This window comes from Ferrimonas marina (genome assembly GCF_900129905.1).
GTDB lineage: Bacteria > Pseudomonadota > Gammaproteobacteria > Enterobacterales > Shewanellaceae > Ferrimonas > Ferrimonas marina.
Genome location: NZ_FQXG01000004.1, coordinates 104,369 through 119,579, shown reverse-complemented (window position 1 = coordinate 119,579; position 15,211 = coordinate 104,369). Strand labels below are relative to the sequence as shown.

Genomic DNA, 15,211 nt, shown 5'->3' with positions numbered 1-15,211 from the left:
GTATGTGTTTTGCCATCCCCTCCAAGGTGCTGTCGCTGGACAGCGAGGCGCAGATCGCCAGGGTGGAAACCCTGGGGCAGGAGCGTGATGTCAGTGTCCATCTGCTGGGGCCGGATCTGGCGGTGGGGGACTACCTGCTGGTCAGTCACGGCTTTGCCATGGAGAAGATCGACAGCGAGCGGGCCCTGGACAGCCTGGAGCTGTACCGGGAGATCGCCGACAAGATGGCCGCCGGTGAGATCTGACCGCCATTCGGTAACTTCCCTTCGCGGAAGGGCGGTCAAAGCGTGATGAGGATCCGGCACCTTGCTTTGGCGGGTTGATCTGGTTCACGTTTTTCCCGGGGCTAACGCTTAGACTCGGAGAGTAGCAGGGCCCCTACCGAAGCGGGCCCAAGGAGCGAGACGGCATGGAATTGACAGCCGCAAGGCTCTTACTCAGTTGGGATGAGGGGCGGGTGTACGAGCGGGAGTGGCAACTGACCCTGCCCAACGTCGCCCCCCACCTGGAAGGATTGTGCGCCGAGCAGGTGCGGCGCCAGCTTGGCTTGCTGTACCGTTTGTGTGGCCAGGCGCAACTGCGTGCTGCCGTCAGCCTGCAGTCGTCCAGCTTCGATCCCGCCACCGAGATGGCACGGGACCAGGCGGTCTGGCTGGAGTGGCTCAAGGAGCACGGTTGGCAGCTCTACCGGGCCCATACCCTGCTGTTGGGGGAGAGCGACGCCAGCCTGAAGGCGTTGGTGCGCTGGCAGCAGTCACTGCAGCGCTGCCAATCCCAGCTGCCCACTGCCCTGTGGCAGCCTGATGCGAAAGTCCCCCCCTTGTCCATTCCTCCCCGTCATCCGGATCTGGTGCCCTTCCTGGCCCAGATCCTAACCCCCTTGCTGACCGAGCTGGAGCAGCGGGATTGGTTTCATGCCTGTATCACCCCCGAGGCGGAGGTGCAGGCGATGGAGACCGGCAGCGCGGCCCGTCAGCGCTTGGCCCCAGCCACCCTGGGCGGGCGCTTTCAGGCCATGGCCAACGAGATGCAGCAGGCCCTGACCCGGCTGCAGGACCCCGGTGGCCACACCACCTTGCTGGGCCCCGGTGTGGTCAGCGCCGCCCGAGGCCAGCTGCGCCACCAGGCCCAGTGGCAACAAGAGCGGGTGCAGTCCTACCACATCGAGATCCCTTCCACCGATCTGTTGTTCAGCCTGCGTCAGACCCTGGCTCAGCAGCGCTTCGCCAGCCTGGCGCAAGCCCGGGGGATCATCCCTTTGCTGGTGCTGGCCTACGCCCCCTGTCTGGAGGTGGCGGTCAACTGGTGGCAACAGGAGTAACCATGCACGAAATGTCCCTGGCGGAAGGCATTCTGGCCATCGTCGAGCAGCAACGGGCGCAGTCCCCGTTCGGCTGCGTCAAATCCATCGAGCTTGAGATCGGCGAGCTGGCCGGGGTTGAGCTGGAGTCTTTGTTGTTCAGCCTGGACGCGGTGTTTAAGCACAGCGTGGCCGATGGGGCCGAGGTGCGCGTCGAGCGGCTTCCCGGGCTGGCCCACTGTTTTAATTGCGATTCTGAGGTGCCTTTATCACGGCGGGGCGAGTCATGCCCACGCTGTGGAGGGTTCCAGCTGCACCTGATAGGTGGCAGCGAAATGCGCGTGAAATCACTGGAGGTAGAGTAAACATGTGTACCGTATGCGGCTGTGCCGAAGGCAATCTGGTGATTGAGGGAGAGCATTCTCACCAGCATGGTCATGATCATGGCCATCATCACCACGATCATGGGCATCATCACCATGGCCATGACCACCACGAACATGGACATCATCACCATGCCTATGATCACCACCATCACGACCATGCTCATCACGACCATACCCACCCTGCGCCCGCCGAGTCCAAAGCGGTGCATAAGACGGTACACAAGTACCATCACCAGGGCGATGTCCATCATCACTACCACTTTCATGTGTCCAGCGCCCAGCAAGCCCATCAACTGATGGCCCAGCTATCCCACAGGGAGCTATCCGACGCCGAGCTGGCCGGCACAGAGCTGCCCATGTTTGAGCCCGAGGAGTACGACGGCGAGCTGCATTACGGTCAGGGGCCGGCCCACGCCCACAACCCGGGTATGAGCCAACAGAAGATGGTGCAGGTGGAACAGGATATCCTCGGCGCCAACGATCGACTGGCTGCGGTCAATCGACAGCGCTTTGCCGAGGAGTGCCTGCTGGTGCTGAACCTGGTCTCCAGCCCGGGCTCCGGCAAGACCACCCTTCTCACCGCCACCGTGGATGAGCTCAAGGAGGACTACTCCCTGGCGGTCATTGAGGGCGATCAGCAAACCGCCAATGACGCCGAGCGGATCCGCGCCACCGGGGTCGCTGCGGTGCAGGTGAATACCGGCAAGGGCTGCCACCTGGATGCCGCCATGGTCGGCCGCGCGGCGGATCAGCTGGCGCTGGACGAGGCGGGGATCCTGTTTATCGAGAACGTCGGCAACCTGGTGTGCCCGGCGGGCTTTGACCTGGGCGAGGCCCACAAGGTGGCGATCCTGTCGGTCACCGAGGGGGAGGACAAACCGCTCAAGTACCCGGACATGTTTGCCGCGGCGGACGTGATGCTGCTGAACAAGGTCGACCTGTTGCCCCACACCGATTTTGATGTGGCCGCCTGCATCGACAACGCCCGCCGGGTGAATCCTAATATCGAGGTGATCCAGGTCTCCGCCCGCAGCGGCGAGGGGATGGCCCAGTGGCTGGAGTGGGTAGCGAAGAGGGTACCGGTATGTGCCTAGGGATCCCGGCCCAGATCCAATCCATCGATGACGCTGAGCGCCAGACCGTGACGGTGGCGGTCAACGGGGTACAGCGTCAGGTCAACGCGGCCTGCATCTGGCCTGCAGAGCCCGAGCAGTTGCTTGGCCAGTGGGCGGTGATCCACGTCGGTTTTGCCCTGGGGCTGCTGTCGGAAGCGGAGGCGGAAGCCACCCTGGCGGCACTCAAGGCCGTTGGCGGGCTGGAGCATGAGCTGGCCGATCTGGCGGGTCCGGAGGGCACAGCATGAGATTCGTTGATGAGTTTCGTGACCCCCAGGCGGTCAAGGCCACCTTGGCCCAGATCCATCAGCAGCTGGAGCGGGTCGACCCGGCCCGCAAACCGCTGCAGATCATGGAGGTGTGTGGCGGTCACACCCATGCCATCTTCAAGTTTGCCCTGGGGCAGCTGCTGCCTGACGGGATCGAGTTTGTTCATGGGCCGGGCTGCCCGGTGTGCGTGCTGCCCCGGGGGCGGATCGATGATGCCATCACCCTGGCTCAGCAACACGATGTGATGCTCTGCTCCTATGGCGATGCCCTGCGGGTACCCGGCGATCTGGGCAGCCTGCAGGACGCCAAGGCCCGGGGCGCCGATATCCGGGTGGTCTACTCACCGTTGGATGCCCTGGCGTTGGCACGTCAGCATCCCGAGCGCCAGGTGGTGTTCTTTGCCCTGGGCTTTGAAACCACCGCACCGGCCACCGCCCTGACCCTGCAGCAAGCCAAGCGGGAAGGGATCGAAAACTTCTCGGTGCTGTGCCACCACATCACCATCGGCCCACCGCTGCGGGCCATCCTGGACGATCCCGGCATCCGCATCGACGGCTTTATCGGCCCGGGCCATGTGTCGATGATCACCGGTGAGCGGGTCTACGACTTCATCGCCGAGCAGTACAACAAGCCATTGGTGATCGCCGGCTTCGAGCCGCTGGATCTGCTGCAGGCGCTGGCCATGGTGGTGGCGCAGATCGCCGACGGCGACAGCCGCATCGACAACCAGTACCGACGGGCTGTGCACAGCGATGGCAACCCGGTGGCCCAGCAGGCGATGGCCGAGGTGTTTCAGACCGCACCCCAGTCAGACTGGCGTGGCCTTGGGTCCATTCCTCACTCCGGTTTGATGCTGACTGAGGCGTTCGCGCCCTGGGACGCCGAGCGGCGCTTTGGCCTGGATAGACGCAGTGTGGCGGAGCCGGAGGGCTGCGGCTGCGCCGCGGTGCTGCGTGGACTGATGAAGCCCAACCAGTGTGCCCTGTTTGGCACCGCCTGCCAGCCACAGACCCCGGTGGGGGCCTTGATGGTGTCCAGCGAAGGGGCCTGCGCGGCCTACTACCAATATCGAGCGGAGAACTGAATCTGTGTTGAGGGAAGAGGAATGCATTACCCTGGCCCACGGTAGTGGCGGCCAGGCGATGCAACAACTGATTGAGCAATACTTCGTTGCGGCCTTTGATAACGCCGAGCTGGCCCTGATGGAGGATCAGGCGCAGCTGCCATTGGCGTCGCTGAACGGTGCCGGGGATCGGCTCTCCTTTGCCACCGACTCTTTCGTGGTGGACCCGCTGGAGTTCCCCGGGGGCGACATCGGCAAGCTGGCGGTGTGCGGCACGGTCAATGACGTGGCGATGGCCGGGGCCATCCCCCGTTATCTCTCCTGCAGCTTCATCATCGAGGAGGGGCTGCCGCTGGCAACCCTGGAGCGCATCGTTGCCTCCATGGCCCGTACGGCTCGAGAGGCGGGGGTGCAGATCGTTACCGGCGACACCAAGGTGGTGCACCGGGGGGCCTGCGACAAGCTGTTCATCAACACCAGTGGCATCGGCGTGGTGCCAGGCGACCGTCAGCTCGGTGCTCGTCATATCCAGCCGGAGGATCGGGTGATCGTCTCTGGTACCGTCGGCGATCACGGCGCGGCGATCCTTCAGGCCCGGGGCGAACTGGCGCTCAGTGGTGAGCTGCAAAGCGATTGCCAGCCGCTCAATGGCCTGGTGGAGGCAATGCTGGCGGCGGGTCCGGTTCGGGCCCTGCGCGATGCCACCCGCGGTGGCGTGGCGGCGGTGGCCAACGAGATGGCCAGCGTGGCCCAGGTCAGCATCGAGCTGGAGGAAGCCGCACTGCCGCTGCACCCGGAGGTACGCGGGGTCAGTGAGATCCTGGGGCTGGATCCGCTGCTGATGGCCAACGAGGGTAAGCTGATTGCGGTGGTGCCACCCCAGCATTGCGATGCCATCCTGGCGGCGATGCAGGCCCACCCAGCGGGTCGGGAAGCTGCAGTGATCGGCACCGTGGCCGCGGCCCCGGCGGGCCAGGTCTCGGTGGTGGGCCTGTTCGGTGGCAGTCGTCTGCTGCCGATGCCGGTGGGGGAGCAGTTGCCCCGGATCTGTTGAAAAGGAAAGCGATGTTGATCTGCTCGAAGGGCCTGGGGAATCCAGGCCCTTTTTCGTCTGCCTCGACGTACCTAGGTAGGAGGTGCTCACTGCGGATAAAGCTCAGTCGCGCATTCTCAATGTTGCGGCCCTGCACCAGAGCTAAACTTAACAGGGTTAACTTGGTGAAATAGTGTTTAAAAGCAACAGCAATCCAAGTAAGCCCTTTGGGTTGGTTGGAAAACAGTGGCAAAATGGTCGCCAATGAGTGGCGATATGGCGCCGAAGGTATCGCTTTCGATACCCAAACAGGATTGAGGCTGAGCCTCTCCGAGACAGATTGAGCTGATATGAGCCGAAAATACTTTGGGACCGATGGGGTCCGTGGCCTGGTGGGCCAATTTCCCATCACACCGGAATTTGCCATGAAGCTGGGGTATGCCGCTGGCACCATCATGGCCGCCGAGGGCACCCGCGAGGTGATTGTCGGCAAGGACACTCGCATATCAGGCTACCTGCTGGAATCCGCCATGGAGGCCGGGTTCATCGCCGCCGGCGTCAACGTGGCCCTGACCGGCCCACTGCCGACCCCGGCCATCGCCTACCTGGCCCAGACCTTCCGTGCCGATGCTGGGGTGGTGATCAGTGCTTCCCATAACCCCTACCATGACAACGGCATCAAGTTCTTCTCCACCTTCGGGACTAAGCTGACCGACGCCAACGAACTGGCGATCGAAGCGGAGCTGGATAAGCCGATGGGTTGTGCCGCATCTGATAAGCTGGGCAAAGTGCGCCGCATCAATGATGCCGCAGGCCGCTACATCGAATTTTGTAAAAGTACCTTCAGCAAGAACGGCTCCCTGGAAGGGATGCACATCGTGCTGGATTGTGCCCATGGCGCTACCTACCACATCGCTCCGGCGGTGTTTCGTGAGCTGGGGGCGGAGATCACCGTGATCGGTGCTGAACCCAATGGCCTCAACATCAATGAGCGCTGCGGAGCAACCCACCTGGATGACCTGGTGGCCAAGGTGCTGGAAACCGATGCCGACCTGGGCATCGCCTTTGACGGCGACGGTGACCGGGTGATGATGGTCGACAAGGACGGCACCGTGGTGGATGGCGATGGCATCCTCTACATCATCGCTCGCCACTGGCACCATAGCGGCAAGATGGAAGGTGGCGTAGTGGGTACCCTGATGGCCAACCTGGGCCTGGAGCTGGCGCTGAAAGCACTGGATATCCCCTTTGCCCGCTCCAAGGTGGGTGACCGCTACGTGGTTGAGATGCTCAAAGAGAAGCAGTGGATGCTCGGCGGTGAAAACTCCGGTCACATCCTCAGCCTCAAGCATCACAGCACCGGTGACGGCATCATCGCTGCGCTGCAGGTGCTCAACGCCCTGCAGCAGATGAACGAGACCCTGTGCGAAGCCCGGGCGGATCTGAAGATGCTGCCGCAGGTGCTGGTCAATGTTCGCTTCTCCGGCAAGACCGCCCCGCTGGAGGCCGAGTCGGTGAAAGCCGCTGTGGCCGAGGTGGAGCAGGAGATGGGCGAGCAGGGCCGGGTGCTGCTGCGTAAGTCCGGTACCGAGCCGCTGATCCGGGTGATGGTGGAGGCGCAGCCTCACTTCGATGTGGCCGCCCTGGCCCAGCGCATCGCCGACGAGGTACAGCGGGTCGATCAGGCCGGTTGAGCCACGCTTCGCAGGTGACAGCCCGCTTCGGCGGGCTGTTTGCGTTTTTGCGCCCAGCGTCACTGGGCATTACACTTTGAGTTAATTGACAACGTTTTGTTTTTTATGAAGGAACCGCGATGAATCCCGCGCAACTTCCGGTCCGGATCGGGGTCGATCTGGGGGGCAGCAAGATCGAGGTGATCGCCCTGGACCCCATAGGCCAGATCCTGTGGCGTCAGCGCCGTCCCACCCCCAAGGGGCAGTACCAGCCCACCTTGGCCACCATCACCGAGATGGTGTTGCAGTGCGAACGGGAGATCCAGTGCGTTGGCAGCGTCGGGGTGGGGATCCCCGGGGTGGTGTCCAGTCGTACCGAAACGGTCAAGGCGGCCAGCTCCACCTGCCTCAATGGTCAGCCGCTGGAGCGGGATCTCAGCCAGCGGCTGCAGCGGCCGGTGCGCACCGCCAACGACGCCAACTGCTTCGCCGTGTCCGAGGCGATGGATGGCGCCGGGCGTGGCTACCGGGTGGTGTTTGGCGCCATCCTCGGCACCGGTTGCGGCGCCGGCCTGGCCATCGACGGTCAGGCCCATGCCGGCCGCCACGGTATCGCCGGCGAGTGGGGTCATAATCCGCTGCCCTGGATGACCGAACAGGAGTTCCCGGGGCCGGAGTGCTTCTGCGGTAAGCGCGGCTGCATCGAGCGCTACATCTCCGGCAGCGGGCTGGAGGCACAATACCGCCGCCTCACCGGCGATGGCTTGAGTGCCACTGAGATAGAGCTGCGAGCCCGCGCCGGTGAGCCGGCAGCTCTGCAGATCCGACAGCAGTTTCTCAGCCAACTGGCCCGGGCCCTGGCCCACGTGGTTCACCTGCTGGACCCAGATTGTGTGGTGCTCGGTGGCGGTCTGTCCAACCTGGACTGGATCTACAGCGACCTGCCGGAGCAGTTACGTCTGCAGGTGATCGGGCAAGAGTGTGACCTGCCTATTCTGCGCAACCAGCACGGAGACTCCTCCGGGGTTCGGGGCGCGGCCTGGTTGTGGGGCAAGCCCTGATGGGGTTTTGGCTGAAAAAGGCCATCACCGCGCTACTGTTGCCGGTGCCGCTGGCCTGCCTGTTGATGCTGGCCGGCGGGCTGTGCTGGCGCCGGTGGCCACGACTGGGGCGAACCCTGCTGTTGGCCGGCCCGGTTTACCTGTTGCTACTGAGTTTCTCGCCGCTCAGCACGGCCCTGGCGAACTCGCTGGAGCAACGCTACCCGGTGTTCGACATCAACCAGCCAGTGGATTACGTCCTGGTGCTGGGCAGCGCCCACCATTCTGACCCGGATCGAACCGCGGTACAGCAGCTCTCGGCGATCGGCCTTAAGCGGCTGTCGGAGGGGGTACGGATCTGGCAGGCCAACCCCCAGGCGACCCTGGTGGTGTCGGGCTACAGTGGTCAGGATGCCGTGCCCCATGCTCGCATACTGCGCCAGGCGGCCATCGAGCTCGGGGTGCCGGCGCAGCAGATCGTGGCGCTGGAGCAGGCCCGAGATACCCGCGAAGAAGCTCGCGCAACCCAGCTTCTGGTGGGTGATGGCCAGGCCGCGCTGGTGACCTCCGCCACACACATGCACCGTTCCATGCTGAGCTATCAGCGCATGGGGATGACTCCGGTGGCCGCCCCCACGGATTTTATCGCTACGCCGACCCACCCCTGGTACCTCACCGCCGGTAACCTCTGGACCAGCCAGCGTGCACTGCACGAATACCTGGGCCTGTTGTGGCTCTCTCTTACCTAAAAGAATCTCTGTTATGCCGTTGCTTTGGATTGTGACCCTGGTCTGGGCCTTCTCCTTCTCCCTGATTGACGTCTACATCGCCGGACAGGTGGACCCCTACTTTGCCGTGCTGTCGCGCATGGTGCTGGCCTGTTTGCTGTTTGTGCCGTTGCTGCGGCCGGTGCCGGTGCCCATGGCGTTGAAACTGGCGGGGATCGGCGCGGTGCAGTTGGGGCTGATGTTCACCCTGCTGTACCACGCCTTTGCTTTTCTCAGCGTACCGGAGGTGCTGCTGTTCACCGTGATGACCCCGGTTTGGGTTCGGGTGCTGGAGGATCTGCGCCTGCGTCAGTTCCACCCCAGTGGCCTCTGGCCCGCCCTGGCCGCGGTGCTGGGTGCCATCATCATTCGCTACGAGCCGATCGAGAGCGATTTTTGGCTTGGCTTCCTGCTGGTCCAGGGGGCCAACCTCTGCTTTGCCTTCGGCCAGATCGCCTACCGTGCCTTACCCCACCAATCGGGCCTGGCCCGTCACCAGGCCTTTGCCTGGTTCTTCGTCGGAGCCGGTACACTGGCGCTGTGCAACTTCCTCTGGCTGGGCAATCTGGAGGGGTTGCCCACTGAGGGTATCCAGTGGGGTGTGCTGCTGTGGCTGGGGTTGGTGGCGTCGGGTTTGGGCTACTTTGGCTGGAACTATGGTGCCACCCAGGTCAATGCCACCGCGTTGGCGGTGATGAACAACGTGCTGATCCCCGCCGGTATCCTGGTTAATGTGCTGATCTGGAACCGGGAGGCAGACCTGCTGCGGCTGGCTTTAGGTGGGGCAGTGATTGGTCTGTCGGTGTGGCTCAGTCGCCCTGGTGCAGCGCCTGCTGACGGTACTGCTTGATCAGGCTCACCATCTGTTCACTGGAGCGATCCAGCACCGAGTGGGGCAGGTAGAGATCAAAACCCAGGCCGTCGCGCAGTTGGTTCATCTGCGCCGCGTAGGCAGCCATAACGCCGGTGAGGTGCGGGTGTTTCTTGCTGCTGAGGCTGGGCATGCAGGCCCCTTCGTCGCAGGAAGCGGTCAACTGGTGCAGTGGCCGCTGCTCCATCAGTAGCGCCAGTGCCAGGCGGGGTCGGATATGCTCCAGGTGGGTGTGCTCCGGGATCAGCCTTAGGCCGACAAAGTCGAGGGGCTCGTGGGTATCAGGCAGGCGAGGCTGGTCCAGTCGCTGGATCTCGCCCCAGGGCAGAAACCATTCCCCCTTGCGGTGGTGGTAGTGCAGCCCCTCCGGGGTAAGGTGAACGCTCACCACCTTGTCCTGGCGCTTGATGAAGCCGAGAAACAGCAGCGCCAGGGAGGTAACGCCCAGGCCAACGCTAGGGCCGGGCCAGAACGGGTTGAGCAGGATGGCCAGGGCTAAAAGCAAACCGCCGCAACACATCAGGGTGATGCTGTTGCGGCGGCTCATTGGTGCGATAGCGATCGTATCCATACGATCAGCCTAGCAAATTCTTAGGCGCTTTCCGCCAGTTTTACTGAGGCTTTTTCTTTGGTTTGGACCTCTTTGGGGCCATCCAGACGCAGCATCTCTTCCTTCAGGCGGGTGCCGACGAACTGGCCCCCCTCGAAGATCTCGATCTTCTCGGACAGGACTTCGCCGTCCACCAGGCCGTTGGCGGTGATGGACAGGCGCTTGCACTTCAGCTTGCCCTTGAACTGGCCGGAAACACGAACCTCTTCCGCTTCCAGCTCACCGTCGATGCGGCCGGCCTGCTCGATGATAACGCTGCCCTTAGCACTCACCACCCCTTCGATGGTGCCGTCTACCATGCAGTCGCTGTCCAGTACCAGCTCACCGCTGAGGCGGCAGTCGGTGGAGATGTAGGTCAGGCCAGAGGCGCTTTTTGTGGTTTTCTTTTTTCCAAACATGATGGTCGGTCTTTCTAGCAAGAGTGTGAATGCAGTTTACCCTGACAAAAATTAGTTTCGCCAGTGGCTGTGTTGGGTTCTGCCGCACAGGTCCAAGTTATGTGGCACTTATTGAGATTAGAACGACCGCTTAGTAGTGGGACTTTAGAGGTTTACGCTGGGAAGGTGAGGAGAATGGGCCCTGCACTCTGAGGTGCAGGGCTTTGGGGTTAAACCGACAATCGGGACAGGTACTCCTGCATCCGCTCGCTCAACTCGCGATGGCGCAGGCCGTACTCGATGTTGGCCACCATGTAGCCGAACTTGCTGCCGCAATCGTGGCTCTTGCCCTGCATGGCGAAGGCGTCGACGGACTCCCGGTCGAGCAGCTCGGCGATGGCGTCGGTCAGCTGGATCTCACCGCCGGCCCCGGGTGGGGTTTCGGCCAGGATAGGCCAGATCTGCTCTGACAGGACATAGCGACCTACCACCGCCAGGTTGGACGGTGCATGGGCGGGATCCGGCTTCTCCACCAGGGCGTTGATGGGGGCGCAGTCGCCTGGACCCAGATTGTGGCCGTTGATGTCGACGACACCGTAGCTGGACACCCGCTCATGGGGTACCGGCTCCACCATGATCTGGTTCTGTCCGCGCTCGTTGTAGTTCTGGATCATCAGCGCCAGGTTATCCCGGGTCAGATCAGACTGGTACATGTCGATCAGTACATCCGGCAACACCACCACGAACGGCTCGTCACCGACCACCGGGCGGGCGCAGAGGATGGCGTGACCCAGCCCCTTAGCTTCGTTCTGGCGCACGCTGATGACGGTGACATCCTCCGGGCAGATGGCTTGAACCTCGCGCAATAGCTGTCGCTTGACCCGCTTTTCCAGGGTGGCTTCCAGCTCGAACGAGGTATCAAAGTGGTTTTCGATGGAGTTTTTACTGGAGTGGGTGACCAGAACGATCTCTTTGATCCCAGCGGCGATGGTTTCTGAGACCACGTATTGGATTAGCGGCTTGTCCACGACCGGCAACATCTCTTTGGGGATGGCCTTGGTGGCGGGTAACATTCTTGTTCCCAACCCCGCCACGGGGATCACCGCTTTACGCACCTTCGCATGCATCTGTCTACCTCCCTATAAGCAACGTGCAACTTCGATGGGTGTGCTCTGGAGTGTAGTTGTTAATGGGGCGGTTTGAGAAAAACGTGAATGAAATGCGTAAGAAAGCGGCCCTTCATAGCAAAAGTGGGCGGGGAAAACCCCCGCCGGTCAAGGTTAAAGCTGGATGCGGCTGCGGTTTTTGGACACCAGCTCGGCGCCGATCCCCTTAACCCGCTCCAACTGGTCAATGGCCTCAAACTCGCCGTGCTGCTGGCGGTAATCAACGATCGCCTGGGCCTTCTTCTCGCCGACGCCCACCAGGGCATCAGCCAAGGCCGTGGCCGAGGCGGTATTGATGTTTACCATCGTTGACTGCGCGGCCGCAGCGGTATCCATCGAGGGGTTAGCCAGGGCCCAGGGGCTGGCGGCCAGCAGAACAACTACCAAGAACAACACACTTTTCATCGCATTTTCTCCTGTTTGATGAGGGTGTTGTTGGAGCTTAGAAAGGGAAATCAGGATCTAGATCAATAAAAGCTCTGATCTTCGCGTAAGAAAAATCAACCTGGATGTTCAAGAGATCACAGCATAAAGCCGTAATCCAGACCGGATCCTGGCCGTAGTGTCGCGGGATTGCGGGGCATTGGCAGTGATTCCGGTTTGGCCATTGGCCTTTGGTCGAGGGGGAGCCACCACCGTGACCGAGATTCGACATGGTTAAATGCCGGGACAGATTTGACCTATAACAACAATGGCAAGGAAGGAACCCTCGATGCATAACGTTGACCGTCAGCAGCCGGTGTCCTCGGAGGCACCGCTGCCGGTATTGGATACCAAAGCGATGATACTGATAGGCGCTGTTGCGGTGTTTCTGGCCATGCTGGCCTGGCTGCCGTTTGAAGCGGAGGTGACCAAGGGGCTGGCACTGCTGGTGTTTATTGCCACCTTGTGGCTGACCCAGGCTATCCATATCACTGTCACTGCGATCCTGGTGCCGGTGTTGGCCATCTTCCTCGGACTGATGGATACCACGGCGGCGCTGTCGAACTTCGCCAACCCCATTATCTTCCTGTTCTTCGGTGGCTTCGCCCTGGCGGCGGCACTGCATGTGCAGGGGATCGATCAACGTATTGCCGCCAAGGTGGTTAACCTGGCGGGGGGCAAGCTCGCTACCGCCTCCCTGCTGCTGTTTGCGGTCACCGGTTTGTTGTCGATGTGGATCAGCAATACCGCCACCGCCGCCATGATGCTGCCCCTGGCCCTGGGCATGCTGTCCCAGCTGGATGCCAACCACCATCGGCGAACCTACGTGTTTGTGCTGTTGGGCTGCGCCTACAGCGCCAATATCGGCGGCATCGGCACCCTGGTGGGCAGCCCACCCAATGCCATTGCCGCGGCCCAGGTGGGGCTGGATTTCGCCGGCTGGATGGAGTTTGGCCTGGTGGCGATGCTGGTGCTGTGGCCGGTCACCATCCTGGCGCTCTACCTGATGATTAAGCCCAACCTGAACCACAGATTTGAGTTTCGTGCTGACAGTGCGCCGATGAGTGGCCCGGCCAAGCTGACCCTGGTGGTGTTCCTGTTGACCGTCAGTGCCTGGATCTTCTCCAAGCCGCTGTCCGCTGCGCTGGGTGGAATCAGCAAGTTCGACACCTTTGTCGCGCTCTCTGCCGTGGTGGCCTTGGGGGCACTGCGCCTGGCCAGCTGGAAGCAAATCGAGAAGCAGACCGAGTGGGGTGTGCTGCTGCTGTTTGGTGGCGGCCTGGCACTGTCTGGCGTGCTTAAGACCACCGGCACCTCGGTGTTTATGGCCAATACCCTGATGGAGGTGATGGGCAACGCGCCGCTGGCGCTGCTGGTGCTGGTGATCATCGTGTTTGTGGTGCTGCTCACCGAGTTTGCCAGTAACACCGCCAGTGCCGCGCTGTTGGTCCCGGTGTTTGCCTCGATTGCTGAGGCGCTGGGGGTCTCACCGGTGATCCTGTCGGTGCTGATCGGTATCGCTGCCAGTTGCGCCTTTATGCTGCCGGTGGCGACGCCGCCCAACGCCATCATGTTCGGTTCCGGCTTTATCAAGCAGACCGACATGATGCGGGCCGGGGTGGTGGTAAACGGCCTCTGCGTGCTGGTGCTTTACCTGCTCAGCCAGTGGCTGTGGACCTAGCGCCTGCGCAATAAAACAGCGAACACGTGAAAAAGGCCGCCTTTCTGGCGGCCTTGTCTTGCATGGCGGCAGCGGCGAGGTAATAATGCCCCTGCGTTTTCGGACGTACCGTCTATGGTACCCCGGTCCTCTCGCAATGCTAAATCGTTGACCTGGTCAGGCCCGGAAGGGAGCAGCCAAGGCGGTGGACGCATGTGCCGGGATGTGGCTGGGGTGCCACCCAACTCTCTTTTGAGTTGTCTTCCCTGGCACTGGCCAACCCCCCTCAATGTAAGTCTTTGAAGCCCCCAAGGCACAGATCCATCTGATCTATTCAGCTCTGATGTTCGCTGCCCGTCAGGATCTGTCAGGCGTTTCTCTCTCGTTGTTTCTCTCTTGCTGGCTCAGATAGGCCTTTTGGTCAGGCTGCTTGCATCTGCTGTTGGGCAAAGGCCTGGGGATTGCTCAGGATCTTGCGGCCAACCGCGGCCAGGTCGAGCCAGCCCTGTTGCAGGGCATGGTCGATGTATTCACCGGTTTCAATGCCACCAACCCCAATCACCGGCACGCCCAGTCCCGCCTGTTTCAGATACGCCGCCTCGGATACCAGGTAGCCCTCGCCCTGACGGTCGCGGGGGCGGTTCCAGCCACCGATACCGGAAGACACATCCAGTACCTGGGCCCCGGCGGCAATCAATCGCTGTGAGACGGCCACCATGTCATCGCGGCTCAGTCCGCCGGGGTAGAGATCCTGCCCCGGGATCCGCACCATCACGGTCAGCTGGGTCTGGGCCCGGATCGCCTCAATGATCTCCACCACCAGTTGCGTCCTACCAGCCAGGCTGGCGCCGTACCGGTCGGTTCGGTGATTGGTGACGGGGGAGAGGAACTGGTTCAGGCCATAGCCGTGGGCGCAGTGCAGCTCGACCAGGTCAAATCCGGCCTTGGCAGCCCGCAGCGCCGCGGCGATAAAGGCATCGCGCCAGTGCCATACGGCCTGTTCAGACATCGCTTTAGGCTGGGGCAGGGTGCGGTCATAGGCGGGCACGGTGATGCCGGAGGGGCCCATAAGATCCGGGCATACATCGAGTTGTGCCTTGCCGCCGCAGTGGGTCAGCTGCAGACCCGCCTTGGCCCCTTGAGCGTGGATGGTCTCAGCGATGGCGCCCAGGCCCTCGATGCAGGTGTCTTGATGAGCCCCCAGCTGGTTTGGCTCACTGCGGCCGCAGGGGCTGACAAAGCTGTACTCCACCATCACCAACGAGGCCGTGGACTGGGCCAGGGTGCGGTAATGGCTGAGGGTTTCGGCCGTGACCAGGCCGTGGCGGTCTGCGGTTTGGGAGGCCATGGGGGGCACCACCAGTCGATTGGCAAGTCGGTGGGGGCCGAGGGCCAGGGGGGAGAAGCGATCCATGCGGGGTCCTTGAAATACGGCTTTCGTGCGCTGTCGTTGTTGT

At 62.3% G+C, this 15,211-nt stretch carries 17 protein-coding genes and 1 other RNA gene; 13 read left to right on the top strand and 5 right to left on the bottom strand.

The window, feature by feature from the left end; translation table 11 throughout:
- Positions 1-2: 2 nt before the first annotated feature.
- The 11 genes from BUC04_RS10670 (at position 3) to BUC04_RS10620 (ending at position 9,497) form a co-directional block, all read left to right on the top strand.
- The gene (locus tag BUC04_RS10670; protein ID WP_067656566.1) at positions 3-245 is read left to right on the top strand and encodes a HypC/HybG/HupF family hydrogenase formation chaperone; all 243 of its coding nucleotides are present in this window, start codon (positions 3-5) and stop codon (positions 243-245) included.
- 164 nt (positions 246-409) lie between these two features.
- The gene (locus BUC04_RS10665) at positions 410-1,321 is read left to right on the top strand and encodes a hypothetical protein (protein ID WP_143165681.1); all 912 of its coding nucleotides are present in this window, start codon (positions 410-412) and stop codon (positions 1,319-1,321) included.
- A 2-nt stretch (positions 1,322-1,323) separates the two neighbouring features.
- Positions 1,324-1,665: a hydrogenase maturation nickel metallochaperone HypA/HybF gene (locus BUC04_RS10660; protein ID WP_067656563.1), complete on the top strand. Its 342-nt coding sequence runs from the start codon at positions 1,324-1,326 to the stop codon at positions 1,663-1,665.
- A gap of 2 nt (positions 1,666-1,667) precedes the next feature.
- The gene (gene hypB, locus BUC04_RS10655) at positions 1,668-2,780 is read left to right on the top strand and encodes a hydrogenase nickel incorporation protein HypB (protein ID WP_067656561.1); all 1,113 of its coding nucleotides are present in this window, start codon (positions 1,668-1,670) and stop codon (positions 2,778-2,780) included.
- Positions 2,771-3,049, top strand: coding sequence for a HypC/HybG/HupF family hydrogenase formation chaperone (gene hypC, locus BUC04_RS10650; RefSeq protein WP_067656559.1), 279 nt, complete (start codon positions 2,771-2,773; stop codon positions 3,047-3,049). The genes hypB and hypC overlap by 10 nt, the downstream gene beginning before the upstream one ends.
- Positions 3,046-4,155: a hydrogenase formation protein HypD gene (hypD, locus tag BUC04_RS10645; RefSeq protein WP_067656557.1), complete on the top strand. Its 1,110-nt coding sequence runs from the start codon at positions 3,046-3,048 to the stop codon at positions 4,153-4,155. The genes hypC and hypD overlap by 4 nt, the downstream gene beginning before the upstream one ends.
- Positions 4,156-4,159: 4 nt before the next feature.
- Positions 4,160-5,188 (top strand): hydrogenase expression/formation protein HypE, encoded by a 1,029-nt coding sequence (gene hypE / locus BUC04_RS10640; protein ID WP_268762526.1) that lies wholly within the window; start codon positions 4,160-4,162, stop codon positions 5,186-5,188.
- Between the two features lie 329 nt (positions 5,189-5,517).
- Positions 5,518-6,861 (top strand): phosphoglucosamine mutase, encoded by a 1,344-nt coding sequence (glmM, locus tag BUC04_RS10635; RefSeq protein ID WP_067656553.1) that lies wholly within the window; start codon positions 5,518-5,520, stop codon positions 6,859-6,861.
- A 119-nt stretch (positions 6,862-6,980) separates the two neighbouring features.
- Positions 6,981-7,901, top strand: coding sequence for an ROK family protein (locus BUC04_RS10630; protein ID WP_067656551.1), 921 nt, complete (start codon positions 6,981-6,983; stop codon positions 7,899-7,901).
- Complete coding sequence (locus BUC04_RS10625) at positions 7,901-8,629, top strand: ElyC/SanA/YdcF family protein (RefSeq protein ID WP_067656975.1); 729 nt, start codon at positions 7,901-7,903, stop codon at positions 8,627-8,629. Before BUC04_RS10630 ends, BUC04_RS10625 begins: the two co-directional genes overlap by 1 nt.
- Positions 8,630-8,642: 13 nt before the next feature.
- Positions 8,643-9,497 carry an EamA family transporter gene (locus BUC04_RS10620; protein WP_067656549.1) on the top strand — a complete coding sequence of 285 codons (855 nt, stop codon included), beginning with the start codon at positions 8,643-8,645 and terminating at the stop codon, positions 9,495-9,497.
- Here the strand turns inward: BUC04_RS10620 and BUC04_RS10615 are convergent.
- The 4 genes from BUC04_RS10615 to BUC04_RS10600 all read right to left on the bottom strand — a co-directional run bounded on the left by BUC04_RS10615 (position 9,457) and on the right by BUC04_RS10600 (position 12,076).
- Positions 9,457-10,089, bottom strand: coding sequence for a DUF2982 domain-containing protein (locus BUC04_RS10615; RefSeq protein WP_082766566.1), 633 nt, complete (start codon positions 10,087-10,089; stop codon positions 9,457-9,459). The two genes, BUC04_RS10620 and BUC04_RS10615, sit on opposite strands and share 41 nt — an antisense overlap.
- A gap of 20 nt (positions 10,090-10,109) precedes the next feature.
- Entirely contained in the window at positions 10,110-10,526 is a 417-nt protein-coding gene (locus BUC04_RS10610; protein ID WP_067656545.1) for a bactofilin family protein, read from the bottom strand.
- Positions 10,527-10,735: 209 nt separating this feature from the next.
- The gene (galU, locus tag BUC04_RS10605; RefSeq protein WP_067656543.1) at positions 10,736-11,632 is read right to left on the bottom strand and encodes a UTP--glucose-1-phosphate uridylyltransferase GalU; all 897 of its coding nucleotides are present in this window, start codon (positions 11,630-11,632) and stop codon (positions 10,736-10,738) included.
- 153 nt (positions 11,633-11,785) lie between these two features.
- Positions 11,786-12,076 carry a ComEA family DNA-binding protein gene (locus BUC04_RS10600; protein WP_067656541.1) on the bottom strand — a complete coding sequence of 97 codons (291 nt, stop codon included), beginning with the start codon at positions 12,074-12,076 and terminating at the stop codon, positions 11,786-11,788.
- 307 nt (positions 12,077-12,383) lie between these two features.
- Here BUC04_RS10600 and BUC04_RS10595 point away from each other — a divergent pair, with 307 nt between their 5' ends.
- Both BUC04_RS10595 and ffs read left to right on the top strand, forming a co-directional pair.
- The gene (locus BUC04_RS10595) at positions 12,384-13,775 is read left to right on the top strand and encodes a DASS family sodium-coupled anion symporter (RefSeq protein ID WP_067656539.1); all 1,392 of its coding nucleotides are present in this window, start codon (positions 12,384-12,386) and stop codon (positions 13,773-13,775) included.
- A 120-nt stretch (positions 13,776-13,895) separates the two neighbouring features.
- Positions 13,896-13,992: signal recognition particle sRNA small type (gene ffs / locus BUC04_RS10590), an RNA gene on the top strand.
- Positions 13,993-14,175: 183 nt separating this feature from the next.
- Here the strand turns inward: ffs and BUC04_RS10585 are convergent.
- A complete protein-coding gene (locus tag BUC04_RS10585) occupies positions 14,176-15,168 on the bottom strand; it encodes an oxidoreductase (RefSeq protein ID WP_067656536.1) in 993 nt (330 codons plus the stop codon).
- Between the last annotated feature and the right edge of the window lie 43 nt (positions 15,169-15,211).

Bases quoted from the DNA above. Each gene is read 5' to 3' on its own strand.
- BUC04_RS10620 (WP_067656549.1), top strand. From the start codon at position 8,643: ATGCCGTTGCTTTGGATTGTGACCCTGGTCTGGGCCTTCTCCTTCTCC.
- BUC04_RS10595 (WP_067656539.1), top strand. From the start codon at position 12,384: ATGCATAACGTTGACCGTCAGCAGCCGGTGTCCTCGGAGGCACCGCTG.
- BUC04_RS10665 (WP_143165681.1), top strand. From the start codon at position 410: ATGGAATTGACAGCCGCAAGGCTCTTACTCAGTTGGGATGAGGGGCGG.
- hypD (WP_067656557.1), top strand. From the start codon at position 3,046: ATGAGATTCGTTGATGAGTTTCGTGACCCCCAGGCGGTCAAGGCCACC.
- BUC04_RS10625 (WP_067656975.1), top strand. From the start codon at position 7,901: ATGGGGTTTTGGCTGAAAAAGGCCATCACCGCGCTACTGTTGCCGGTG.
- galU (WP_067656543.1), bottom strand. From the start codon at position 11,632: ATGCATGCGAAGGTGCGTAAAGCGGTGATCCCCGTGGCGGGGTTGGGA.
- BUC04_RS10660 (WP_067656563.1), top strand. From the start codon at position 1,324: ATGCACGAAATGTCCCTGGCGGAAGGCATTCTGGCCATCGTCGAGCAG.
- hypB (WP_067656561.1), top strand. From the start codon at position 1,668: ATGTGTACCGTATGCGGCTGTGCCGAAGGCAATCTGGTGATTGAGGGA.
- BUC04_RS10610 (WP_067656545.1), bottom strand. From the start codon at position 10,526: ATGTTTGGAAAAAAGAAAACCACAAAAAGCGCCTCTGGCCTGACCTAC.
- BUC04_RS10615 (WP_082766566.1), bottom strand. From the start codon at position 10,089: ATGGATACGATCGCTATCGCACCAATGAGCCGCCGCAACAGCATCACC.
- glmM (WP_067656553.1), top strand. From the start codon at position 5,518: ATGAGCCGAAAATACTTTGGGACCGATGGGGTCCGTGGCCTGGTGGGC.
- hypC (WP_067656559.1), top strand. From the start codon at position 2,771: ATGTGCCTAGGGATCCCGGCCCAGATCCAATCCATCGATGACGCTGAG.
- BUC04_RS10630 (WP_067656551.1), top strand. From the start codon at position 6,981: ATGAATCCCGCGCAACTTCCGGTCCGGATCGGGGTCGATCTGGGGGGC.
- BUC04_RS10600 (WP_067656541.1), bottom strand. From the start codon at position 12,076: ATGAAAAGTGTGTTGTTCTTGGTAGTTGTTCTGCTGGCCGCCAGCCCC.
- BUC04_RS10670 (WP_067656566.1), top strand. From the start codon at position 3: ATGTGTTTTGCCATCCCCTCCAAGGTGCTGTCGCTGGACAGCGAGGCG.
- BUC04_RS10585 (WP_067656536.1), bottom strand. From the start codon at position 15,168: ATGGATCGCTTCTCCCCCCTGGCCCTCGGCCCCCACCGACTTGCCAAT.